Raw genomic sequence first — 23,893 nt, forward strand, 5'->3', positions numbered from 1 at the left:
CCAGCCTTCGTGCCCGGACGGGAAGCGCACGCGGTGGATCGGACCGTTGGCGCGTAGCGCCAACATCTCGGGCGAGGGCTCGATGTGATCGACGCGCCACATCGGCAGCGTCGGCAGGGGTTGTTCGGGCATGGTGGCACTCACTCTCTAAGCGATGGAATGGCGGAAGGTGACCGGCAGGCGCTGCGGGCAGCGAATGACGTAAGACGGCATGTTGACGACGTCCTCCGCGGCGATGGTCAGCGCCAGATCCTCCAGCCGCACGAACAGCGCGGGGAAGCTCAATTCCAGGCGCGCCAGCGCAGCGCCCAAGCGAATTCCGCGAGGCGATTTGTGGCTCTCAACGCCTCACAGAAAGTTTAGCTGCTCAAATCGGAGTGCTCGTCTACCTGATCGAAACGGGTGCCAGTGCCCTCGAAAGGCTGGCTTCCCCGCGACCGTAAGTTGCCGCATTATAGTTGACGATCGTGTCGGTCCTGGCTGTATCCAGCAGCTGATTGCCAAGCTGTGTCGGTGTTGCGGACGTGAACTTGCTGCCAAGGATAGCGGCATAGCCTGCAACCACAGGTGCCGCGAGAGACGTTCCGTATAAGCCAGTCCTGTCACTCTCGACACCCACAGTCAGGAACTGGTTCTGCACCTCCGGGTTTGAGCCGGCATAATTCGAATATGCGGCCAGCCCTGCCTTGTTTTCGGGAGTGCCATTGTGCTCGAGCGCACCCACAAAGATCGTCGATTGCATCCCAATCAGGTCGGTAGCTAGGAAATCAATTCGCCCTTCGACGTCCGGGGTACCTACTGCTACGGAGTCGTTGCCGGCTGCCTTTGTGAAGACCGCAGCACCCGCCCGAGCCGCATCGACAATCGACTCCTCGAGCAGGTACGGCTCCTCGAGCGGGTAGCCGCTCAGTGGTTCCTCAATGGCATAGCTCAGATTAATGACGTTGAGCCCGTCCTCCAGCAAGAGCGAATCTGCTTCCGAATTGTCAAGCTCGATTATATTTGCGCCAGGCGCCACCATGCCGGCCATTTGAGCGACCCACTGCCCATGTAGCCGCCATCGGGGGCCATGGCCGAGGTCCCCAATCTGTTGCTCGTCACCTGTGAACCTGTCTACAACGGTCACCGATACCCCAGAACCAGTATAGCCCGATGCCCATGCTTCACCAATATCGGGATTCATCCAGCAAAAGGTGCCGTCGGCATTTTGTGGGCAGCCCGAGCTACTGGTTTCCGCGGCTGGAGTACCGGTCCTTCCTTTGCCGCTTACCTCGGTACCGAGATCACCAGCGAAACCGGGGGCCGCCAACAGGCACGCTAGAAGACCGGCAACGAAAACTACCGGAAACAATTGTGGTTTGTTCATAATAAACTTCCTGTTTGGATTGTTCTTCATCAACTAAATGTACCGCCTATGCCTTTCATCATCGCTAGAATTTAGCCCTGAACCGGAGATCGAGATTCAATCGGCTTGGATTCATGTTTGCCATGTACTTCAAAGTGTCCGCAGGCGGGAGTTGCGACGCGGCCAGACGGCAATTCACCGCCTGGAACCCGCCGACGGCGCCATAGTCAGCCGTGCAAGATCGTTCCGTCAGGTCCCCGCCCAAAATTGAACTGACGGTGAGGGTAAGTGCCGTGGACGGTGTCGGTCGCTTTTGCAGAATAAAGCCGAGTTTCACACCCGGCTGGATTCGCACCTTTTCGGCACGCTGGCCGGTGCTCGCGCCCCAGAGGAGACCGAAATCGTCCGACAGCTGCGTCAACATTTCAAATCGCATGTCGATCCAGCTGCTATGGTACCACTTGTCGAAAGACACTTGGGTGCCATCCGACAGCGCGTATCCGGCTTGTCCCAGTTGGTTGGCGGCGTCGGTTAGCTCCGAACCCTGATAAATGCCGACAAAGCTGGTCTCCTGTCCGTTCGCAGTCATCGCGCTGACGAAGAGTGCCGACACCAACAGCACTAAACCCGCAGCCAACTGTATGCGTATCTGCAACGCCCATTGTTGGAGCCGCCAGCAGATCATGTGCGATCGACAGGCGTACTGCAGTCCCTCGCCACATCTTCAAACCCTTCGCAGGCCCTAGCCGCAGACGCATGGCCGCCAGCAGACAACGTGTTCATTCGCAACAAATCCGTGATCTCCCGTCCTTCAATTTTGCCGAGCCATCTCTTCGCTCTTCCCTGGCAAGCAGTTCCCGCCCCTCTCAACGGCACATAGCGAAATTCATGCCAATCAAGATGACGGGGCCAACGAAGGGATTGTATATTTGCTTTCAGCGGCTTAGCTAAACGTCCAAGACGCCGGCTACACAAGGCTGTGTCGTTAGCCTTCAAAAGCTGACACAAACTGTCGGATATCGTACGCTGAGCGTGAACGCACTTACCACTTGCGCCCAGGAACCCTTCCTTCGAGTTCCCGGGAAATGGTGGATCGGTCGCCACGGCAATAGACGTGCTCGCGCCAATGTTTGAAAGCAGGGCGGTTCGATAACGACAGTCTTGGCGCAAATTTGCTACTGCGCCAGGGATTTCGTCCGAAATCCCAGCGGGCGATTAAACTGGGACATTCGCCGCTGCGCCGCTCGTTCTTCGGACAACCAACTGTTCTGCGCGAACGGCCGGTTTCAATATTCCCGTTCGTAGAAAACACCGCCCTTGGCTTCGCCGGCGTCGGTTGTCTCGCCACGCAGCTTGACGCCGCGCCCGACGTCGAGATCGACAGTTGCCTTGCCCGAGCCCGGCCTGTCGCCCTTCTGGATCGTCACATAGGTGCGGTCGTTGAGATACTTGCCCGCCGAGACGGCGGTGCCGCCCTCCTCGTCGGTGATCACCTCGAGATCGTCGATGCCGATCGCGCTGCGCAGGTTCTGCAGCAGCGAGGTCGAGCCGCCGATACCGGCCAGTTGCGCGGCGGCTTCGGCAAGCTGGGCGATCTGCAGCGGCGACAGGTTCGACATCGAGCGGCCGAAAATCAGTTGCGCCAGAACCTCGTCTTCCGGCAGCGCCGGCACCGACGAGAAGTTGAACTTCGGATTGGTCGCCTCGCCCGACACCACGATTGTGACGGTGGCGCTGCTCGTCGTCGATGTCGCTGTGAGATTGAGATAAGGCACCAGCGACCCCGAAAAGCCGACCGTGCCTTCGGTGAAGGTCAGCCGCTTGGCGAGGATCGTCAGCCGACCGCGCTGCAAGGTAAAGGTGCCGACCGCTTGCGGCGACGATGCCGGGCCGGTCAGCCGTAGCGAGCCGCCGAGCTCGGCGTCGACACCCCTGCCCTGGATGAAGATCTGGCTCGGCGCATTGACCGTGACGTCGAGGTTGAGGCCGCTGCCGCCGCCACCGCTGCTTGCAGCGGCCGGGCGCAACGCCTTGTCTTGTGCGCGCACGGCCGCCGGCGCATTCTTGTGCTTGACGTTGAGCTCGGCCAGCGAGCCGGGCAGCTTTTCGGGAACGGTGATGACGGTCTTGGCCAGGTTGATCGTACCCGAAATCACCGGCGCCGACGCGAGTGGCCCCTTGATGGTCAGGTCGCCACTGAGATTGGCGGTGACCACCCTGCCGTCGGTGTAGCGGCCGTCGACGAGCTTGACCGACAGGTCGGCCGGAAAACCTTGCGCCGGATTGATGCCGACGGTGCCGCTGGCCGACAGGCTGCCGCGCGTCGACAAATTGCCGGTCAGGCGGTTGATCCTGGCGACGCCACCGCCGATCGCCACATCGGCGGTGATATCGTTGATCGCAAGTCCCGAGCGTGCATCGATCAAGCGGGCGCCTGAGGTGCGGACCGTGCCTGTGATCACCGGCGACGTCGCCGGGCCGCGCACCTTCAAATTGACGTCGGCCGTGCCGCTCAAGGACAGGCCTTGCGCGGCGAGTGTCCTGGTGAGGAAGGCGAACGGCACCTTGCCGAAAAAGTTGAGATCAAGGGTGGGCGCGCCTGACGTCATCATCGTGCCGCCGCCCTTGAGGCCGAGACCGGCGGCATCGCTCATGTTGGCGTCGAAGGTCAGTCTGTTGCCCGCACACGTACCTGAGGATGAAACGCCCATGCCGCCGAAACCTGCACCACGGGTCTGCGACGTCTGAACACCTTGAGTGTCGATCTTGAAGGCAACGGCCGGATTGGCCGGCGCGCCCGTCACCTTCACAGTGCCCGAGATGGAATCGGCGGCATCAAGGCCCGGCGAAAAACTGTTGGCTATCGAGATCGGGACGCGGGCCAGCGTCGCGTTGAGGTCGAGCGCCTGCCCAGCCTTGGCCGTGACCGTCGCCGTGCCGCCGCCGAGGTTGAGCACCAGCCTGTCGAGGCTGGTCACTCCCTTGGCGATGGTGATGGTCGAGGCCTGGGCAATGGCCGCCTTGATGCCGCGCATGGTCGCCTCGCCGGAGGTGAGCTCGACCGTCGTCGTGCCATTGGCGATCCTGACCCGGCCGGCGGCCTTCAGCGGAATATCCTTGACGGAGGCGCCGCCGGAAAACCCGGTCCAGTCGCCGTCGCGCTTCAAATCGACACCGATGCCGCTGATCACGGTGGCGCCTGATGTGACCGTATCGGCCTTGATCGTGCCGGAGGTCGCCGGCGCCTTGAGAAAGTTGGCGACCAGCGCGTTGACGGCGATCGTCTTCACCGCCAGTTCGCCGCGCGAAATTGCGGTGCTCGTCGCATCGATCGCGACCGTCGGCGCTCCGTCGTCATTCGCAAAGCGGATGGTGCCGCGCACGTCGCCGGCTACCGTTTGGCCGGCAAGTCTGGCCAGCGGAGCAATATCGGCGGCATCGAGGGTCAACGTGCCGAGCGGCAGCAGGTTGTCGTCGAGCCCGAGGTCGCCGGAGACCCTGTTGTCGGCTAACGAGACGGCAAGTCCATTTATGGAGCGCTTGCCATCGGTTGTTACCAGCGATGCCTTGAGGTCGAGCGGCTGGTCGTCGACCGAGCCGGTCAGCGAGACATCGGCGGCGGGACTGGCGATATCGGCCTTGCCGCTCGCGCTCAGCTTGATCTGCTTCACCGCATGGCCGGACGCCGTCAGGCTGTCGCTGTTGGCCGAAACCGAGAAATCCGGTGCGCTGCGCGCCCCGCTTGCGGTCAGCGCGAAACCGACGGCACCGCCGACCTTGGCGCCGACCAGCGGCGACAGCACCGACACATCGCCCAGTGTGCCTTTGATATCGGCGCGGACATCGGTGCCCTGCGCACTGGCGGTGCCGCTGGCGCTAAGCGTGCCTGAGGTGAGTTGCAATGCGTTGGCGGTGAACGCACCGTCCGGGTCGCGTGTGGCGGTTGCGGAAAACTGCACGCGCTGGCCGAGAACCGAGCTGATCTGCGACGGCAGCGCCGTCGAAGCCGCGTCGGCATTCATCTTGAGCGTCATCGACAGATCGGCAAGCGCTACTGTGGCTGTTACGGACGCATTGAGTGCGTCGCTGCGCAGCGTGCCTTCGTCGACGACGACCTGGTCCTTGCTGACCGAACCGGCGAGACCGGCGCAGACCCTGCCCGTTACCAGCGGCGCCAAAGTCGCAACGTCGGTGTTCAGGCCGGCCGCCGTCAGCTTGATGGTGACAGGCCCGCTACGGTTCTGGATGTCGAAACCATCAGAATGCACTTGCCCGATCAGATCGTCCACCCGCGTGCCGCCCGCCACCACCGAGACCAGCGACGCGCCGATATCCACCATCGGCGCCTTGCCGTCGCCGAAGGCGCGGGCCGTCGCATCCTTGATCGCCGCGGTTATCGGGTGCACCGTGCTGCCGAGGCTGAGCACGATTGGTGGACCCTTGGCGGCGAGTTCCACCGAAAGGTCGCTGGCGCCGTTGGGGTCGATGATGCCCGCGGCGGTGCCATGCACGGCATCGCTGTCGATGCTGGCGCGCTCGACCTCGACGCCGCCCGTCACGATCGCGGTTCCGGCGAGGTCGAAGCTGGTCTTGCCGGCAAACAAGGATTTCAGATTGTCGGGCAAGAAGCGCTGGAAGTCGCCATCGCCATTGGCCTCGACATAGTTGCCCTTGTCGGTGAGCTGGTGGCGACCGGTGAGCTGGGTGACGATCTGGCCGTCGACGACGAAGGTGCCGATGCCGCTCCAATTGGCGACCGGCCCGGTGCCGGTGACGACGATGTTGACCGGCGGCGCATCCGGCAATTTGAGCAGATTGGCGATGATGCCGCCGGCCGGCTCCGACGCCTTCAGATCGAGGTCGAGCTTGTTGTCGGCGGGCGCGAAATGGATGCTGGCGTCGAGCTTGCCTTGCTTGCCGTCGCGGCGGGTGATGTTGAGGCTGGTTGCGAGCGCCAATGGCGCCGCGTCGGCCTTGAACGATCCCTTGGCGGCGAGCTCGGCGATACCGCTGCCGGCCAGCGCCTGGCCGAGCGCGATTTCCGGCAGGTCGATCTGCTTGATGTCGAGCGACACCGGCAGGGTGGTGGCGCCACCTTGCCTCGGCTGGGTGCCGGCCACCGGCAGCCGCGCCAGCTCGATGCGATCGGCGCCGATGCGGCCGGCGCTGAAGTTTTTCGACAGAAGCGCCAGCGGCGACCAGTCGACGGCCACCTTGCGCGCCACCAGCCAGGCGCCCTGGCGATCCTCCAGCACCACATGATCGATAGTCAGCGCACCGGACCAGATGCCGTCGATGCCGCTGACCCTGACCTTCTGGTCATCGGTCGACGCCATGGTCGAGATGATGCCGGCGAGATTGTCGCGGCCGCGCTCGGTCTTGGTCAGCACGACGAGCGCACCGACCACCGCCGCCACCACGATGAGCAGCGTGAAAAGGACAATGCGAAGGATGCGCTTGAACATTGTCATCAGAACGCCTGGCCGATGCCGGCATAGATGCCGAAATCCGGGTCGTCGGGATCCGGGTTGAGCGGCACCGCTGCATCGATGCGCAACGGTCCGAACGGCGTAATATAGCGCAAGCCGACGCCGGCGCCGACCTTCATGCCGGAAAAATCCGGGAATTGATTGGTCGAGACGGTGCCGGCATCGACGGACGGCACGACGCCGATCGTGTCGGTGATGGCGATGCGCATCTCGAACGAGGTCTCGAAGAAGGACAGCCCGCCGATCGGCTCTCCGTCGGCGTCCTTCGGACCGATGCCCTGATAGGCATAACCGCGCACCGAGCCGCCGCCGCCGGAATAGAAGCGCCGGTCGGCCGGAACATCCTGAAGGCCGGCGCCGATGATCGAGCCGATGGCGACACGTTCGGCCAAGACGAACTTCGAGGCCGTGTCGAGCGACTGATAGGCCGATCCTTCGCCCCTAAGCTTGACGAAGGCGGCACCGTTCAAAATGTCGTAGCTCGGCTCGGCATAGGCCAGCGCCCTGAATCCGGTCGTCGGGTTTAGCCGGTTGTCGCGGTTGTCGTAGACATAGCGCAGCGGAATGCTGGCGATCAGAAAAGTGTGCTTGCCGAAGGAATCGGTGATCTTCGAATAGTCGAGCGCGACTTCCGCCGAAACCGTCTGCTGCCGGTCGAGGTCATACGACAGGCCGGTGTTGCCCTTGACCGAGAAACGGTCGTAGGCGTCGGGATGCTCCAGCACGGTGTTGGCGCCGGCGAAGAATTTCGACGCCGGCCCGACCACGCCCGGCTTTTCGAACATGACGCCGGCACTGTAATTGAGCTGGCTCAAGTCGTTGCTGCCGATGCCGCTGATCTTGCCATCGATGCGCAGCTTTTCGGCGGGGTCAAACAGATTGCGATGCTCCCAATTGCCTTTGAGGTCCAGGCCATCGGTGCTCGACAAGCTGCCGCCGAGATCCAAATGGCGCGGCTTGCGTTCGCTGACCTCGACACCGATCGGGATATTGCCCTCGGAGTCGAGCGCGTCGGCTTCCTTCACCGTCACGCTGTTGAAGACCTCGAGCCCGAGCAGCCGGTCGCGTGCATCGTCGATCTCATCGGGCGAATACTGGCGGCCGCGCTTCAGGCCGGTCATATGCTCGGTGAAGTCGCGGTCGACCTTTTCTGTGCCCTCGACAGTGGTGTCGCCATAGCCGGCGACCGGCCCGGCCGCGACGGTGAGCGTCACGTCGAGCGTCGAACCGGCGTGCTCGGCGACGATCTCGCGACCCGTCACCTTGGCCAGCGGCCTGCCTTCTTGCTTGAGTGCCCGCACGATCGCCGCCTCGGCTTTGAGCACGGCGCCCGAACTGGCGTCACCGCCGGCGATCAGGCCGAAGTCGGCACTTGCCAGCCCCGCCGCATCGCCCTCCAGCCTGATGTCGCCAAGCGTGAACTTCGGCCCGGCCGCAATGTTGATCACCACCGGAATCGGCTGCGGGCCAGAAAACTCGGCATCGGGCGGCAGATCGTCGAGCGGCTTGCCCTGAATAGTGATGGTGACGACGCCCTCGTAGAGCGCGTCCGCGTAAAACGCGGCGACAAGTTGCTCACGGTCGCTGCGCGCCTTGGCCAAAAGACCCAGCGAACCTGATACCGGGTGTTCCTCGTCGGCTTTCAGCGCCGAGGCGTTTTCGAGCTTCTCGGCGAGATCCTCGTCAGCGTCGGGCGCGTCTATCGTCACCGTGTAGCGCAGCGGGTCGACGATGTCGGCGTCCTCGTCGCTGGAAAGCTCCCACAGCTTGAGGCCGAACAGCTCGAACGCGGCTGCGGACCTTGATTGCGCGGCCAGCGCGGTCGAGCAGACCACGGCCAACAGCACGATTTGCAATAGCACGCCGCCTGATGCGCAGCCCACTGCCGTCTGCCTTCCATGCACCGGCATTAGGACAACCTAGGGCAATAGTGCTGCCAAGGCGGCAGGCTGATGCTGCGGCTGGGCAAGTCCCTTGGCAAGAGCATCTCGCCGCTGTAGCTCGGGCGCGGCCATTTGAGCGACAGACTGGACGAGATCATCGTGATGGTCGCGCCGCCGCTATCGACGATCATCAAGCATCTGGCAGTTTGTAGAAGGTCGCCAGCTTGAGCTGGTTGATCCCTCCCTCGATCGAACAAATCCTTGTTCGTATATCGGCAACGAGGTGAGCTGCCCTGTCGAAGGAGGACGGATCAAAAGCCGCCAGTTCCAGCCGGCCCCGAACAATTGAACATTCTGCCGGTTATGCAGTGTGGCGGCGAATTTCAAACCGCTAAAAACAACCTGCATTATGCACAACCTGATGTGTAGGATCGTATTCATCATCAGATGCTTAAGAGCAAAAGACGTGCCACTTGAACGATCGATTTTGATCTCAGCATTTCGGGCATACCTCGATGCGGATTGCGGGAGCGGGCACGGCTGCGATCCTGGCTGCGGGGTTGTGCCTTGCGTCGATTGGGAGGGGCGGTGCATAGGCGTTCTTTCGGCGGGCACTGGTTGCCTTCCGAACAAATTGGCGGATTGCCGACATTCGGCATGTCTGCTTCGAGCGAAGAAATAGATGCCAAATGCGAAGCGGCGGCATTGCCCAGGGGCGGAACCTTTCCCTGCGCGAAAGAGGCTCTGACGTCCGTTTTCCTAGTCTGTTGACGATTTCCCCCGAGAAGACCTATCCATCGCATCTCCGCTTGATCCGGCATGCGCGGCAAGCTTGGAACGAAACCAGATAGAGACCGTCGCTGCTTAGGCCCTCCGGGCTGCTGCGGATATTGGGCTGCGGACGTCGCGACGAACAGCGGCGCAAAGTGGCCTGGACTTTGCGCCGTGCTTTACTGCAGCACGGACAAAGTCAGTTACAGGACTTCCAGTTCACAATGTGCGTGTGAATGCTTCGCCTTCGCCGTTCCGCCTTCCGTGTTGTCCGTAAACTTCGAAGAGAGGCGTAATTATGAAATCAGCGATTGGCCGAACTCGACCAAGAACCTTATCCTGAGTTCCTCTAGAGCCGCTATTGAGACAGCGCTCCTCTGTATCCGGGAACGTGGCTGTCGCTCAGAGACATGTTGAAGCGACGTCCGACTGTAACGGCCCAAGCATCGAGCAAGGGACACCCGCAAGCCATCGACCAGAGGAGTTCAGGAATTCTCCCTTTCAACTTGAGTGGAGTGGTCTACCAGCCGTCTGGCCGAGGCCCTATAAGGAAGCCGCAGGTGCGGAGTACACACCGACGCCCTGCCGACATACACATCCGCCGCGTTTGAGAGGAATCCGGTATTGCCCCTGTGCCTGCCGATGATCCGGCACCTGAAATCCCCGGACCTGTTTGGCGCCATCGATCGCCTGCCGGCACTCGGCACGCCGGTTAGCAAGCTGACATTCGACGTCCTCAACCCGTCGAGCGGCGAAGTGCTGGCATCACTTCCCGACATGGGGGTGGCGGAGACACGCGCTGCGATCGACAGGGCCTATGTAGCGCAGCCTGGATGGGCGGCGCTGACCGCCCGAGAACGCAGCGACGTTCTGTGGCGATGGCATCAGCTGATCATGGACCACGCTGGGGATCTTGCCGCCATACTCACTGCAGAGATGGGCAAGCCGTTTGCCGAAGCCAAGTCGGAGGTTTCGCATGCGGCCGCATATCTGCAATGGTACGCCGAAGAAGCCAATCGCATCTATGGCGAGACGATCCCCGCACCGTCGACAGACCGTCGCATGATGGTGATCAAGCAGCCGATCGGCGTCGTCGGCACAATTACGCCATGGAATTTCCCAGCGTCGATGGTGGCGCGCAAGATCTCGCCGGCCCTGGCGGCGGGCTGCGCGATCGTGCTCAAACCTGCTGAACAGACGCCGCTAGTGGCAGGTGCAATGTTTGCCCTCGCGCACCAAGCTGGGTTTCCAGACGGCGTCGTCAACCTGATCTATGCGTCCGAAGGTGACGGCGTTGGACGCGAACTCTGCTCCAATCCCAAGGTGCGAAAGATCAGTTTTACAGGCTCGACTGAGGTTGGCCGGCTGCTCATGCGCCAGTGCTCGGACCAGATCAAAAAGGTCAGCCTCGAGCTCGGAGGCAATGCCCCTTTCATCGTCTTTGATGACGCCGATATCGACGCTGCGGTCGACGGCGCGATCCAGGCGAAGTTCCGCAACGCCGGCCAGACTTGCGTTTCAGCGAACCGTCTTTACGTCCAATCGAGCGTTCACGATGAGTTCGTCGAGAAGTTCGTGGAGAAAGTCCGGCACTTGTCGGTTGGCGACGGCTTCGCTGCCGGAGTGGACGTCGGACCGCTCATCGACATGCATGCTTTGGCCAAGATCGAGTCCCACATCGCAGATGCCGTTGCCAAAGGTGGGACAATTCGATGCGGAGCCGAACGTATCGGCAAGGATGGCACCTTCTTCGAACCCACAGTCCTCACTGAAATTTCCAGCATCATGGCGGTTGCGCAAGAGGAGACTTTCGGGCCGCTGGCGCCGATCATTCGCTTCGACGATGCGGATCAGGTTGTGCGTGAGGCCAACGACACGATCTACGGCCTCGCCGCTTATTTCTATGCCTCGAACCTGAAGCGTGTCTGGCGCGTGGCCGAGGCATTGGAATATGGCATGGTTGGCATCAACACGGGGCGTATGTCTTCGGAAGCGGCGCCCTTTGGCGGCATGAAGCAGTCCGGCATCGGGCGGGAGGGTTCCCGCCACGGGCTCGAAGACTACCTCGAAATGAAATATCTCTGCATGGGCGGCATCTGAAGAACCTGCTTGCGGCCTCCGAATAGAAGCCCTCGATTGGGAGCTGACGGGCGGCTCCGCAACCCGAGCGGGACGCCACATGGGCCCTTCAGGTGGAGACGGTCATTGCGGCGGTGATTGGTAAGCGCTGTTCTCAGGCCACGGCCCTGAGTTCGGGAGCCGGGAGGTAGGCCCAGGGCAGCAGGTCGTCGATCTGGCTGTTCGGGTGGCCATTGACGATCCTGGTGAGGACATCGGTGAGATAGCTGAGGGGCTCGACGCCGTTCAGTTTGCAGGTTTCGATCAGCGGGGCGACGACTGCCCAGTGTTCGGCGCCGCCATCGGAGCCTGCAAAGAGGGCGTTCTTCCGATGGATTGCCGAGCCGGAGACCGCAGCGTCCGAGAACGTATTATAACTTTCACGTATGTAAAACACGCGAAAGTTGGAATCTCTTGAAAGTTGGAGGAGTCTGTGCTAACTATAGCGTATCTTAAATACGCGAAAGTTATAAGATGGCTCTTCACCTCGTCGGCGAAAACATTGATAAAACCCGGAGCCACTATCGGGCTGAAACGGGCAAGCTGGTCCAGCTAATGCGCGGCATCTACGTCGATGCCGGGGAGAACATTGAGGCCACGGTACTCAAGCACGCCGTCCGCATCGCCAAGTACCTATATCCCAACGCTTACCTCTCGGCGGCGAGCGCTGTCCTTCTCCGCCCGACCCGCGATGGCCGTCTGTTCCTGAGCGGACGGCGAATACAGCGCACTCGCTTGCGCTCGCTCGAAATCATTCAGAACGCAGCTCCCGACCACCCCTCAGTCGCTCAAGCGATTGTCGATGATGGCATGGGAGAATTCCGGATTGACGTCTCCTCGATGCGCCAGCGCTTCCTCGAAGGTTTCCGCCTGCGCAGCGAACATGCGGCATCCATCGACGAGACAGTGCGCGAGGCAATCGCGAACCGTCTCATAGAAGAATACGGCAGCGCCCAGGGCGCTGCCGACGCGACATGGGCGCTTGCCCGAGAAAACCAGTGGTATCGCGAAGGCGAGCACGCCGAGCGCTTCCTCCTCCGCCGTCCAGTGACCGCAGAGCCCGCGCGCAATGAAGCCGCGCTCGATCTGATCGTAGCGTGGCACGGCGCTCCGCTGGGCAAGCTCACACATGATGGTTTCGAGTGGCGCTGGAATCCAGACGATCAGAATGGCCCGGCGCTCATCCGCCAGACCGCGCCGGGCAAGCTCCCTCCTTTCATCCTCTCGCTGCTGCCTGAAGGCTGGCTTGAGTCAGTGTTGAACGACCGCGACGAGCGAGCGATGCTGCGCTCGGGCAAACGCTACATGTCGAACATCACCATCGTCGAGCGTGCGAGCGATCTCTCCGCCCTGCCGCCCGATATCCTACTAACCCGGCTCAATGGCTTCACTAGAAACTCAGTCTTCACTGGCCAGTATGTAGGGCCGGGCCGCGGCGATTTAGAGCAGAGCTTCGAGCGCAATCTGGCGGAGATTTTCGAGCGTACCGATACGCCACGTTTATCAGGCGTTCAGATCAAAGCGCCGATGTTCCTCGATGCCGACGGTACTCTCTCCCCCAGTACCGGCAAACCGTTCACCCATATCCTCAAGCCTGCCGGTACAGGTGGATTTGAAGCCCTGCCGGTTATCGAATGGCAGTCGCTCGCTTTGGGCCGCTCGGCCGGTTTCACGACGCCCGCGACAGCGCTAGTCCCCATGCCTGACGGGATGCCTCCGGCGCTGCTCGTCGAGCGGTTCGACATCAGAACGAGCCTCGAGGAAAAGCACCTTCTCGCGCTTGAGGACTTCTGCTCGGTACTGGGCGTGGCCACCGAAGCAAAATATGACGGCACGATGGAGCGCATCGCGCGGGCACTAAGGCCGCTATCGACCTCTCCCGAGGAGGACCTGCTGCTTGTCCTCAAGCGATCCTTGTTCGCCTGGCTGATCGCCGATGGAGACATGCACCTGAAGAACGTGGCACTGCTGAAAATCGCAGAGCCCGGCAGCACACAATTCAGCTCGGTCCGCATGGCTCCGCTCTACGACGCGGTCACGACTCGCGTGTTTCCACGCCTCGAAAGAGACCGGATGGCGCTCAAGCTGAACGGCAAGGATGATCGTCTGCGCCGCGCCGACTTCAAGGCTTTTGCGAGCACCGCGGGTCTGAAGGCAGCGGTTGCCGACATGGCGATTGATGACTTGGTTGCCGTCGTCTCACGCGCGCTCGATCACCTCCAGTTGCCGCCGCCTTTGTCTGACGGCTCTCAGGGCGCGAAGATGGCTGAGCAAATGCGCGCGATTGTTCGCGAACGTATTGAAGGGTTCTCGTAAATGATTACACCGACGCCAGGGTCCGCTCTTTAATCGAGACTCTCGGCCATGGACAGGAGAGTGATTACGGTTACCGCGCGGGAATGTCACGGTCGACCTTTGTCCAATGGCATCGGCGGTGGACGATCCGGCGATCGCCGTTTGATCGACTGCGATAGCGGCGAATTTATTCACGCAAAGAGCTGGATTCGGCGGCTGGCAAGAACCTTCGCACCTGATTTATCTATCTTGGCGATTGCTGGATCGATGAGCGGATCGGCCCCTTTCCTATACTCGCCAGCGCGTACCAACAGTTCCACCTCCTGGTTGACCAGCATGCGCGAGAAGCTCGCATGCGGCAGTCTACATGCTTCGAATTGAAGAAAATGCGGCGCCGCCGCGCCGAAGATGCACTGCATCTGGGGCACGAGATTGCCCCTCCGCCCAAGCGCCATCAGCCAGGCGCCATCAGCCAGGCGCCCTCGCGGTCCTGCACCACGAATGGTCGACTCTGAACGCTCCCGAGCAGATGCCGCCCCGATGCCGCTGACCGTGATCTTGCGCTCGTCGCTCGAAGCCAGACGCGAAAATAATGCCGGCGAGGTTGTCTTGTCCACGCTCGTTCCTGCTTAGCACAACGAGCGCCTCAATAGGCCGGGCGACCTCGATGGGCAGAGCGTAGAGGGACAATGCGAAGATGCGCATCAATATCTTCATCGCTCAGAACCCCTGTCCGAAGCGGACATAGATGCCATACTTGCGATCGCCGGGGTCGCGGTGGAGTGGTATGGCGGCGTCGATGCGCAGCGGCCCGACGGGCGTGACATAGCGCAGGCCGACACCGGCGCCGACCTTGACGTCGGAGAAGTTGGGAACCGACATATTCGATACCGTGCCGGCATCGACGAAGGTCACGATGCCAACCTGTCCGTAACGGCGATGCGCATCTCGAACGAAGTTTCGAAGAAGGACAGGCCGCCCGTCGGCTTGCCGGTGTCGTCCTTCGGGCCTATGCCTTGAGAGTTGTAGCCGCGCACCGAACTACCAGCCGCGGGATAGAAGCGCCGGTTGGCCGGCACATTCTGAAGCCCGGTGCCGAGGGTAGGACCAACCGCGACCCTTTTAGCCAGAACGAACTTCGAGGCTGGATCCAGCGATTGAAAGGCCGATCCCTCGCCCTTCAGTTTGAGGAAGGCCTCGCCGCTCAAAGTGTCGTAGGAGGGCTCGGCATAAGCCAGCACCCGGGATCCGCTGGTCGGGTTCCGCCAGTCGCATCTGTCTTCGTAGACATATTGGAGCGGAGTGTCAGTTACAGGACTTCCAGTTCACAATGTGCGTGTGAATGGTCCGGCCGACCGCCAACCAGATCCGCACTTGGCTCGGGACCGGGATCATGAAACAAGCAAATAGCCGAGCTGCGCGGGCGTGATCACCACCGTGCCATCGGCCGATGGCCAGATGAACCGGCCACGCTCGAGCTTCTTCGTGAACAGGCAGGCACCCTGGCCGTCATGCCAGATCACCTTGATCAAGCCACCCTGCCGCCCGCGGAAACAGAACAGGTGACCGGTGTGCGGATCGCGCTTCAATGTCTCCTGCACCATTAGCGACAGGCCGGGGAAGCCCTTGCGCATATCCGTATAGCCAGTGGCGAGCCAGACCTTCACACCGTTCGGGACCGGGATCATCGCCGCTCCAGCACATCCAGGATCCGGCCGAGCGCCTCGCTATCGATATCACTCTCGACCCGCAGGCGGCGGGCGCCGCCAAGCTCGATCGTCACCATGCTGCTCTTCTTGCGCGGTCTGGAGATCGGCGGTGGCTGCGCTGGCGATTGCGGCGCTGGCAGCGCCTCGACGACTTCCACGGCAACGAGTTGCGGCACGGACGGCGCGGAGATCTGGCAGAGTTCCTTGCGCCACCGGAAAAGCTGGCTCACATGAATGCCAGCCGATCGCGCGGTCTCGGAAACACTAGCCCCAGGCTCAAACGTCGCCGCGACCAGCCGCTCCTTCTCCTCCCGAAGACCAGCGCCGGCGCCGCTCGACCGACGTGATCACTTCAATCTGATGCTTCGTCACAGGGCTACTCCTAGTGCTTGCACTAGGACTTGCAGCCTTCAGCCTACCTCAGCAAGACGGCCGTGACCGCGGGGATACAGCCGTCCGTGAGCTGATCGACGAACTTTCAACGGCCGGTGAGGGACACGAAGCGCCCGGTACCATTACGGTGCTTCCACGTCATACGATCACCGTCAAGATGACAGTCGGGAAATCGCTACCACCTGATGTCGCACAGGCACAGATCGACTGAGCCGAGACGGGCCCGCGACCTGCCCTCGCACCCAGACGGAACTGTCGCTCTGAACCGTCATATTCGTGGCGATTGCGCCACATCGAAGCTCTTAGCCTGCTTTTGGCCCGAACCGGATCGCGGCATTGCCGCCGATGCATCATGGCCCATCTTGTCGGCTTGGCGACGACAAGCCTGACCGCCTTCGATCGCAAAAGCCACTAATCATCATTGTCGCCGCAGATCTGACTGCCGTTTCGCTCTTCTGAGCCATGGTCCAATAGATGATGCAAGTGGATGCCCTTCCACAAAATCCCAGAAACGCGTTAGGTCCGTTTCGCCCCCCAGCACCCGGCGAGCGAAATCACCGACAATGTCTTCCCAAGCTGGGTCACGCTGGGGAGAGCCAAGCGACCCATCGTCGTGAAAAATCGGCTTGTTTCGCATGCTAACGGCCCGCAGCCGCACGTCTTTAGAGAGGGCTTTCGCCGATGTAACAACAAGCTCTGACTTCACACCATCTGTCGGAGGAGAGAACTCATCTTTGTCGCTAGCACGATAGGAGTCGCCATCCCCAATCCGTTCCATTCTCCGGAAATCAGAAAGACCGCCCTCTGGTCGCGAAACATTCATCATCGCCTCCAAGAACTCCACGCCGAGGGTGGGCGGAAAATACACGTTCTTATGGGCATTCAACCACTGAAGCTCATTCAAAGCAGTGACCTCGTCAGCTCGAGAAATGGAGATGACATTGATCCGAGAGTCGGTTGTATAGACATTGCCGTCATGCATCATCAACGCGAAGCGAGGTGATATCGGCAGAAGCATCTGGAGCCCAGAACGTGCGAGTCCGATGGCGCGTTGCGGGTGATGTATTCTGGCGAACCAGTTCGTCGTCACAACCGGATTGTCGGCAATGACGAACGGGACATCGGTGTCATTGGCGAGCAGAAATCGCTTAAGGTCGAGCATCAGCGGGCTTAGCGCTAATGCGTGCCCTACGTTGCGATTGGACGCATCGTTGACCTTAATTGTGGATCTGCGAAGATCATACTCGTCGACACGATTGTACATAAACAGCTTGATCAGCTTTTCCATCATGCCGTTCAATTCTTCTTCGGCGCGCAAGGTTCTGGCTTTCTGAAGTGCGACCATCTGGACGAGATGCCAGCCATCTCGCTCGTCGATTGCTCGCGTGCCGATCATTTTGCGGACCAAGCTCGAAAAGTACCCCTCGACTTGCCCCAACGCCTTCTCGATCGCAGTGTTCTTCCCGTAGAAATAATCCTGGTAGCATTGCTCCTTTAGAGATGCCCCGCGCACAACTTTGGCGGCTGCGATGTTCACCAGATTGATCTGCCGAGGCTTGGGATGTCGGTTCGGATCAGAAGCAAAGTGGCGCAAAGTTGACTTTGGCACGTAGTGTTGGCGTTTGTTGTCAGCCACTCATTTTCTCCGACGCGGGGTTGGGAACAAGCAACTTAATCAAGCTGGCTTTACGCGCCATTCAGCTGCAGGATATCGGCTGGCGTGCTGGCGAGGTTTCTGTCCGGCGCACCAAGGGCAAGCGGGATCGGGTGGCGCCGCTGTTCGAGGAGACCGGCGCCGCGCTCGCCGACTACGTCCTGCGCGCGCGACCGAAGGTGGATAGTCCGTATCTGTTCCTGTCCTTCACGCCGCCCGTGGCAGCATTCAAATGCGCGTCGCCTGTTTCGAGGATCTTGCGGAAGCGGTTGCGACATGGCGGGGTTGAACTCGGCGGGTCGCAGGTGCGCATCTCCTGCGCCACTGTCTTGCCACCCAGTTCGTCAAGCAGCGAAGGCCGATCAACGAGGTCGCCGATCTTCTCGGGCCCAGAGCATCAATACAACGGCGCTGTACGTAAAGGTCGCGACCTCGCAGATCGCCGAGGTCGCACTCCCCTTTCCGGGAGGCGTCGCATGACCGCGTTCGCCCGATTCCTCGGCGAGAAGGCCGAGCGGTACATCGAGTTGCGCCACTCCCTCGGCTACGCCTTCAGCAAGCAAGCCGGCACGTTGCGGGCTTTCGTCCGCTACGTTGAGCGCGCTCAGCTCGATGCTCCCGCCACTCGAACGATGGCGCTGGATTTCGCCTTGTCGTTCGGCGGCGCCGCCAACAGCCGCGTCACTCGCCACGGCGTGCTCCGCCGGTTTTACGAGTATCTCGCCGTCTATGACGTCCGAACGAAGGCCTTGGAGCGCAGAGCTTTCCCCAGATCTAGAGCGATTACGCCTCCGCGTATTCTCACCGACGCTGAGTTGGCGTCGCTCATCGACGCATGCGCCCGCATTTCGCCAAGCACCCCTCTCAGAGGGCGGACGATGGCGACGCTGATCGGATTGTTGGCGAGCTCGGGGCTGCGATCGGGCGTAGTGGTCAGGCTTGATCGTTCCGACGTCGATCTAGCCAACGGGGTGCTCCTCGTTCGGAAGACGAAGTTCCGCAAGGACCGTCTCGTTCCAGTTCACACGACAACCCCCGTGAGTATCATCCCGCCCCTCCATGTCTATTCTACCAGAGCTTGCGGCACCCATACTCTCCATGAGCCGTTAATTGTCTCTCGTGGAAGCTCAACAAGCAGGTCCGAATCGCGGCTATTAATAGAATAGCCAATCTCTAATTTATCATCCGTAAGTGAACGCTGATTCACAACCAAATGTTCGGCGCCGGATGTTGTGTCCACAGAACCACAACCTCGCTGGGGTGTGTCGCTGGCCCTATCTGTCTAACCCGAACTTTCATAGATTGACCTCCTCATCAGGTTGAACCCAAGGTGAGCTAGCGCGGCTGATTTGCCCATCCATCCCACCTGTTTTCAACACCTTTCCTTGCTCCAAGCTCGCGACGGAACAAGTAAGAACAAATCGCCAGTCGTTAACCGACTCGTCGAATCACGTTTTGTTCTAGTCTCAAGGAACGCTGGTTAACAGATCCTTTCCAGGCAGGGATGACATCAAATCTGGATCACCGATAGGCAGACTGAATGGCAACCGGTCGCCTGATTGAGAGGCAGCTCCTGTGATCGCGCTCGCCCGATGCCCTAAGTCTCTCGGGCACCTCTTAAATGGTCATCCCCCCAATCTCTCAGACGGACATTGCTATTTCATGTGCTTAACGCCGTACACCTGAACGGCATGCCCGGCAGGAGACTGAGCTCGCTGCCGGGCCGGGTACGCCTTGGGAGGTGGCGTAAGTCAGCGGCTCTCGTGGCGGTGCGACCACTCAGTCCGCGCGTTTTTCTGAATAGCGTGCATGTGGCGTGCCAAGCCAAAAGCGTTCAAGAACACCCGAGAGTCAGCTTCCTCTGTGTTGCGTACTCGACATTGTCGGCTATCGGACAATGCCTAACGTGCCTGTTGGCATCGACCGACGCTTGAACCAGAGCGCACCGCCGTTCGCTGCCATGTCGACTGGGCGAACAAGTGGTGACCGGTTTAGCTCCGAACTGTTCGCCTGCTGACGCGCAGGGCGGACCTGTCACTTTTCAAGTGAAGAAATCTCTGTACCCTCCGTTCATGAGCGCACGACCACGAGAGACGGCGCGGCGAATGCGGTCGCGCAGATGATCGCGAGGATCCCTCCAGTCGGCATGGACGCGCCGGTGACCAATCAGCGCTTCGGCGAGCTCGCGATGTGACGCGCCGGCAAGCGAGCCGTCGAGCGCACGAAGAACGAAGGTTAGACGGGGACCGCGTTTTTCCGGCGGAAACAAACGGGCGGGCGGGTGTTGGCCCAGACTTAGAGCATTGAGGCACTCGAGCGCCCTCAGGCGGTGCTTCGAAAGCGTCCCTGGCCAGATCGCCTCGGTATGGAGGCAGGTAGGGTGCAAGATATCGCCGCCAGAGACGGCGAGCTGGAGCGTAACCAAGTTCATTCTGAGCCTCACTGCCTGAGTTCTGCACGGTGTCACCGATCGCGCCGGAGGTGATCCGGCGATTACGGGGTGCGCTCGTTGTCGGATTCTCGACGATGTCGGATATCTGACACGACGCTGTCAGGGCGACCGCATTGTTCTAACAATTTTCTCAGTAGGCACGACAGATGCTGTCCAATGCGCAAAAGCACTGCAACGCCGCCCCACTGAGAAGAAACCCGCCTGATGATTACGATTTTCGAACACGCAGTGACCGCAAACACTGAGCCTTCCCGAGCAGACGGAAGCCATTGCGCTTTGATTCCTCTGGTTGTCCGGACATGAGCGAATTCGATTTCCGTCCAACACTGAGCGCACCTGACGATGACCCCGATCTTTGGCTTGAAGATGTTGAAGGCGAACGGGCACTTGCGTGGACCGCCAGCCAGTCGGCAAAGACCCTGACGCCCTTCGGTGGAGCGCAGTTCGAGCGCGACCGGGCGGCGCTGACAGCGATTTTCGACTGTCGTGACAAGATTCCCACCATCAGGCGCCGTGGTCAGTACCTCTACAATTTCTGGCAAGATGCCGGAAATGACGCTGAATGATGTTTCATGACGTTTGCACCAAAAGCTCTGCGCATCGCCGCCGCTTCTGCACTTTCGGCGAGTATCTCAAAAAAACAGTGGTAACGGCGCGATGCTCACTGGAGCGTCGGTGGAAAGTGAGAGGAAGCAGTCAATGCTGGGGAAGCATGTCGGTCGAGTTGGCGCAATGACGTCGAATTCAACGGCAACGTCGGGCTCTCAGCCATCACCTCGGACCTCGCCTATGGCTTGGGCTTGACCGGCAAGGCGCGAAGATAACTTAATGGACCAGCCGGTCTGGGCAGAGCATCCAGAGTTGCCCCGGTATCCCAACCCCAGGCACCCGAGTTTATACGATCCTTACCTTCCGGTGAACGCCGGTGATGCCTTCTTCGCCGAGGGCCGGGGATCATCAACGCTATGGACAAGATTTCCGCCCATGGTACGCACGTGGGGGGCATCGCCGGAGCCAATATGGACGGCGCTGGGGTGATGGGCGTGGCATTTCGCCGCGAGCAATTACGGCCCCATGCCAGAGGATGGCTTGGTAACGGGCAATGACGGCGCGGTCTATAGCGCGGCAGGTGATGATCGGCGCTGGCGTCGACGTCTTACGCTCTTACTACGCGGAGGCCCGTTCGCAGTTCCGAGCGATCGAGGCGATATGCAGACGCCGGCGAGCGGCGCCTATGGGGCGTCATCAGGGCGGCGCGCACCGGTATCGTTGTCGAATTTCTCGGCTGGCAACAAAAGCAGCCAGACGCACGCTGGGCTTGCCAGCTTCGTGCCCGACATCGAAAAATACTGACTCACCACTATCGGAGCTGTCGAACGATTTACTCGCCTCGCAGCGTCTAGCGACGCCATCAACGCGGCCTTAAGAAGTACCGTCATCAAGCCATATCACGCATGGCAGTGGATGCCGGCCAGCACGAACATTATGACGCCGGCGGTTTGGCGATCAACGCCAACGCACGCTGGAGGTCATCGGCAACCAGCCTGGCAAGCTCATCTAAGCGCGCCAACCCGGGTGCTCTGGATCGCGTGGCGGGATCACTCCAAGTCAGATCCAAGCGGCAGTCGGGATTGCTCAGCACATCTGCGGCATCAAATGAACGGTGCCGCTCCCCGTCCTCACGAGTGGGATCGGAGTACAGTGCTACGAATTCCCGTAGATCCTCGCTCTGTAGTGGTTTCGTGCGGAGAGAGAACCGCTTTTCGGAACGGAGATCGTAGATCCACAGACTTCGAGTAGATACCACTCCCGTCTTCTTCGGTTTGTCAAAGAAGATGACGTTCGACTTCACGCCCGCAGCATAGAACAATCCGGGCGGCAGTCTCAAAACCGTATGAACACGGCAGGTCTCAACCAATCGGCGACGCACAGAGGCTGCAGCACCACTCTCGAACAAAACATTGTCCGGGACGACGACCGCAGCCCGTCCGCCCGGCTTCAGAAGCGCTACGATGTGCTGCATGAAGTTAAGTTGCTTATTCGCGCTCTGAACCCAGAAATCGGATCGCACGATCGTCAGGCTGTCCTCCGGACGTGTCGAATTCCCCTGGGCATAGGTCACGCTGCCTTTGACCCCAAACGGGGGATTCGTAAGCACAACGTCAACCTGTCGAGCTGGTGGTGCCTTGAGGCTGTCCTCGCACGCGATCGGCAGCTCATCGTCGGCGTTACCTCCGACGCCGTGCAGCAGAAGGTTCATGGTCGCGAGACGCGCGACTTCCTCGACTAGCTCCACACCGCGAATGGACTTTGTGGCCAATGCCTTCTTCTGTGCTGCAGTCATTTTCGGATGGCTCTTCCGCAGGTGATCATGAGCCGCCAAAAGGAAACCGGCCGTTCCGCAGGCCGGGTCGCATACCACTTCGCCCAGCTGCGGGTTCACACATTGAACGATCGCTTCAATGAGTGGGCGTGGGGTGAAGTACTGCCCCGCCCCACTCTTGGTATCGCGCGCGTTTTTCTCGAGCAAGCCTTCATAGGCGTCGCCCTTTAGATCGTCGGAAAGCCCTGTCCACTCCGTCTGACCAATGAGATCGACGATCAGTAGGCGCAGCTTTGCCGGATCTCTGATCTTATTTTTTGCATTGCGGAAGATCAGCCCCAGCATACCACCGTGCTCACCAAGCGCGGCCAAGATACGCCCGTAATTCGCATGCATCTCCAACGTGTCGAGGCGCACCAAGGATCGCCAGGAATGGTCCTCCGGGATACCGCCCCCAGCTTGTTCGTCAGCCATCTTCAGGAACAACAGGTAGGTCAGTTGCTCTACATAATCTGGGTACGAAAGACCGTCGTCTCGCAAGACGTTGCAATACTGCCAGAGCTTTCGGACCAAGCTCTGAGCGTTTGATGCTCGGTTAGTTGTATCCGTCATTTCAAAGCCTTAGAACCACGTCGTTTATCCACCAAACATTCCTGAACGACTCGACATAAACCTTGGCCGCGGCGGAGTACTCGGCGCGCGGATCCATGTATGCCTTAAGGTCGCGAATGGCGTCCTTGAACGCGTCATTGGCCATCGGCCAACCTTCGAAACTAACAGGCGCCTCCCGGCGGCCACGCTCCACCGCCCGCTCCACAAGATTGTAGAGTGTCAGGCGTCCCTCGACGAACTTCGGCCAATTCAGGTGCAGGCCAAGCCGGCTCGCTTCGACCTTGGCTACAGCGACAGCGTTTCCCCTAAAATCCGGCGACACGTCGATCTCGCCATTCGGCCTGAACGTCAACACGATAGGGTCGCCTGGTTCTGTGGGATCGAGAAGCGCGGGATGCTCTAGGGTCAGATCGTCACAGGGGGTCCGAGCGCGAACGCCGGTCGCCAGGAGAGGAAAATGAGTGGACTTTCCACCGGCTACTCGGGCTCCCGGAGCAATGCGGGGCCGGTTGGCACGCTGGCAGCTCAGCCGCATGTTTTTCCAATCGAACGCCAGCCAGTAATACCCTGGGTGAGCTCGGTCCTCCCGCACTTTTGCCTTTGGGCGGAAGTGATCAATGTCATTGTCGGCGCCGGGGCTCCTGCACTCCGTGTACCAGCACTTGTCGAATGACGCCTCTTCGAACGCCTGCCGCAGGGCCGTCCAACGTTGTTGATTCGCATCAATAATGAGCGCGCGTCGCTTCGCGTTTGGCTCCGCAAGGGCAGCATCCTGCGCGACCTGTAAGTCGGCTAGAAGGTTCCGGATTTTCGGGAGGATGGCTTCAAGATCGATGAACCGCATAGCTG

13 protein-coding genes and 6 pseudogenes are annotated in these 23,893 nt (G+C 60.6%); 4 read left to right on the forward strand and 15 right to left on the reverse strand.

Annotated elements, in window-relative coordinates:
• The 6 genes and pseudogenes from EN807_RS30950 to EN807_RS30975 form a co-directional block, all read right to left on the reverse strand.
• Positions 1-132 (reverse strand): annotated as a pseudogene (locus EN807_RS30950) (cytochrome); the annotation flags it as partial.
• A 15-nt stretch (positions 133-147) separates the two neighbouring features.
• A complete protein-coding gene (locus EN807_RS30955) occupies positions 148-312 on the reverse strand; it encodes a cytochrome P450 (protein WP_245485928.1) in 165 nt (54 codons plus the stop codon).
• A 73-nt stretch (positions 313-385) separates the two neighbouring features.
• Positions 386-1,366 carry a S8/S53 family peptidase gene (locus EN807_RS35850; RefSeq protein WP_164759788.1) on the reverse strand — a complete coding sequence of 327 codons (981 nt, stop codon included), beginning with the start codon at positions 1,364-1,366 and terminating at the stop codon, positions 386-388.
• A 64-nt stretch (positions 1,367-1,430) separates the two neighbouring features.
• On the reverse strand, positions 1,431-2,030 hold the full coding sequence (locus EN807_RS30965) for a hypothetical protein (protein WP_127211093.1): 600 nt from the start codon (positions 2,028-2,030) through the stop codon (positions 1,431-1,433).
• A gap of 601 nt (positions 2,031-2,631) precedes the next feature.
• Positions 2,632-6,816, reverse strand: a complete 4,185-nt coding sequence (locus tag EN807_RS30970; protein ID WP_135937806.1) for a translocation/assembly module TamB domain-containing protein — start codon at positions 6,814-6,816, stop codon at positions 2,632-2,634.
• The gene (locus EN807_RS30975) at positions 6,816-8,744 is read right to left on the reverse strand and encodes an autotransporter assembly complex family protein (protein ID WP_135937807.1); all 1,929 of its coding nucleotides are present in this window, start codon (positions 8,742-8,744) and stop codon (positions 6,816-6,818) included. Before EN807_RS30975 ends, EN807_RS30970 begins: the two co-directional genes overlap by 1 nt.
• Positions 8,745-10,112: 1,368 nt before the next feature.
• Here EN807_RS30975 and EN807_RS30980 point away from each other — a divergent pair.
• Positions 10,113-11,588, forward strand: coding sequence for an NAD-dependent succinate-semialdehyde dehydrogenase (locus EN807_RS30980; protein ID WP_128177583.1), 1,476 nt, complete (start codon positions 10,113-10,115; stop codon positions 11,586-11,588).
• Between the two features lie 133 nt (positions 11,589-11,721).
• Here the strand turns inward: EN807_RS30980 and EN807_RS30985 are convergent.
• Positions 11,722-11,946: pseudogene (locus tag EN807_RS30985) on the reverse strand (transposase domain-containing protein); the annotation flags it as partial.
• 134 nt (positions 11,947-12,080) lie between these two features.
• Here EN807_RS30985 and EN807_RS30990 point away from each other — a divergent pair.
• Positions 12,081-13,922: a HipA domain-containing protein gene (locus tag EN807_RS30990; protein WP_127211011.1), complete on the forward strand. Its 1,842-nt coding sequence runs from the start codon at positions 12,081-12,083 to the stop codon at positions 13,920-13,922.
• Positions 13,923-14,092: 170 nt separating this feature from the next.
• On the opposite strand, the gene EN807_RS36115 is transcribed toward EN807_RS30990, so the two are convergent.
• The 5 genes and pseudogenes from EN807_RS36115 to EN807_RS31015 form a co-directional block, all read right to left on the reverse strand.
• On the reverse strand, positions 14,093-14,518 hold the full coding sequence (locus tag EN807_RS36115) for a hypothetical protein (protein WP_127211010.1): 426 nt from the start codon (positions 14,516-14,518) through the stop codon (positions 14,093-14,095).
• 103 nt (positions 14,519-14,621) lie between these two features.
• Positions 14,622-15,202, reverse strand: a pseudogene (locus EN807_RS37720) (BamA/TamA family outer membrane protein); the annotation flags it as partial.
• 90 nt (positions 15,203-15,292) lie between these two features.
• Complete coding sequence (tnpB, locus tag EN807_RS31005) at positions 15,293-15,589, reverse strand: IS66 family insertion sequence element accessory protein TnpB (RefSeq protein ID WP_127211009.1); 297 nt, start codon at positions 15,587-15,589, stop codon at positions 15,293-15,295.
• Positions 15,586-15,909: pseudogene (locus tag EN807_RS31010) on the reverse strand (transposase); the annotation flags it as partial. The gene tnpB and the pseudogene EN807_RS31010, both read right to left, overlap by 4 nt.
• Before the next feature lie 512 nt (positions 15,910-16,421).
• On the reverse strand, positions 16,422-17,639 hold the full coding sequence (locus EN807_RS31015; protein WP_135937808.1) for a DUF4238 domain-containing protein: 1,218 nt from the start codon (positions 17,637-17,639) through the stop codon (positions 16,422-16,424).
• A 20-nt stretch (positions 17,640-17,659) separates the two neighbouring features.
• Here EN807_RS31015 and EN807_RS37015 point away from each other — a divergent pair, with 20 nt between their 5' ends.
• Entirely contained in the window at positions 17,660-18,823 is a 1,164-nt protein-coding gene (locus EN807_RS37015) for a tyrosine-type recombinase/integrase (RefSeq protein WP_246684469.1), read from the forward strand.
• Positions 18,824-19,698: 875 nt separating this feature from the next.
• Here EN807_RS37015 and EN807_RS31030 read toward each other — a convergent pair.
• Positions 19,699-20,076, reverse strand: a pseudogene (locus tag EN807_RS31030) (DUF2285 domain-containing protein); the annotation flags it as partial.
• A 332-nt stretch (positions 20,077-20,408) separates the two neighbouring features.
• Here EN807_RS31030 and EN807_RS31035 point away from each other — a divergent pair.
• Positions 20,409-20,663 (forward strand): annotated as a pseudogene (locus EN807_RS31035) (S9 family peptidase); the annotation flags it as partial.
• A 929-nt stretch (positions 20,664-21,592) separates the two neighbouring features.
• Here the strand turns inward: EN807_RS31035 and EN807_RS31040 are convergent.
• Both EN807_RS31040 and EN807_RS31045 read right to left on the reverse strand, forming a co-directional pair.
• Positions 21,593-23,005 (reverse strand): class I SAM-dependent DNA methyltransferase, encoded by a 1,413-nt coding sequence (locus EN807_RS31040; RefSeq protein ID WP_246684470.1) that lies wholly within the window; start codon positions 23,003-23,005, stop codon positions 21,593-21,595.
• Positions 23,006-23,045: 40 nt separating this feature from the next.
• Positions 23,046-23,888: a hypothetical protein gene (locus EN807_RS31045; RefSeq protein ID WP_127208376.1), complete on the reverse strand. Its 843-nt coding sequence runs from the start codon at positions 23,886-23,888 to the stop codon at positions 23,046-23,048.
• Between the last annotated feature and the right edge of the window lie 5 nt (positions 23,889-23,893).

The sequence above is a fragment of the Mesorhizobium sp. M5C.F.Ca.ET.164.01.1.1 genome, assembly GCF_004792125.1.
Taxonomy (GTDB): Bacteria; Pseudomonadota; Alphaproteobacteria; order Rhizobiales; family Rhizobiaceae; genus Mesorhizobium; species Mesorhizobium wenxiniae.

What these genes read in the sequence shown, in the direction of transcription:
- EN807_RS35850 (WP_164759788.1), bottom strand. Translation starts at nt 1,366, where the DNA reads ATGAACAAACCACAATTGTTTCCGGTAGTTTTCGTTGCCGGTCTTCTA.
- EN807_RS30965 (WP_127211093.1), bottom strand. Translation starts at nt 2,030, where the DNA reads ATGATCTGCTGGCGGCTCCAACAATGGGCGTTGCAGATACGCATACAG.
- EN807_RS30970 (WP_135937806.1), bottom strand. Translation starts at nt 6,816, where the DNA reads ATGACAATGTTCAAGCGCATCCTTCGCATTGTCCTTTTCACGCTGCTC.
- EN807_RS30975 (WP_135937807.1), bottom strand. Translation starts at nt 8,744, where the DNA reads ATGCCGGTGCATGGAAGGCAGACGGCAGTGGGCTGCGCATCAGGCGGC.
- EN807_RS30990 (WP_127211011.1), top strand. Translation starts at nt 12,081, where the DNA reads ATGGCTCTTCACCTCGTCGGCGAAAACATTGATAAAACCCGGAGCCAC.
- tnpB (WP_127211009.1), bottom strand. Translation starts at nt 15,589, where the DNA reads ATGATCCCGGTCCCGAACGGTGTGAAGGTCTGGCTCGCCACTGGCTAT.
- EN807_RS31045 (WP_127208376.1), bottom strand. Translation starts at nt 23,888, where the DNA reads ATGCGGTTCATCGATCTTGAAGCCATCCTCCCGAAAATCCGGAACCTT.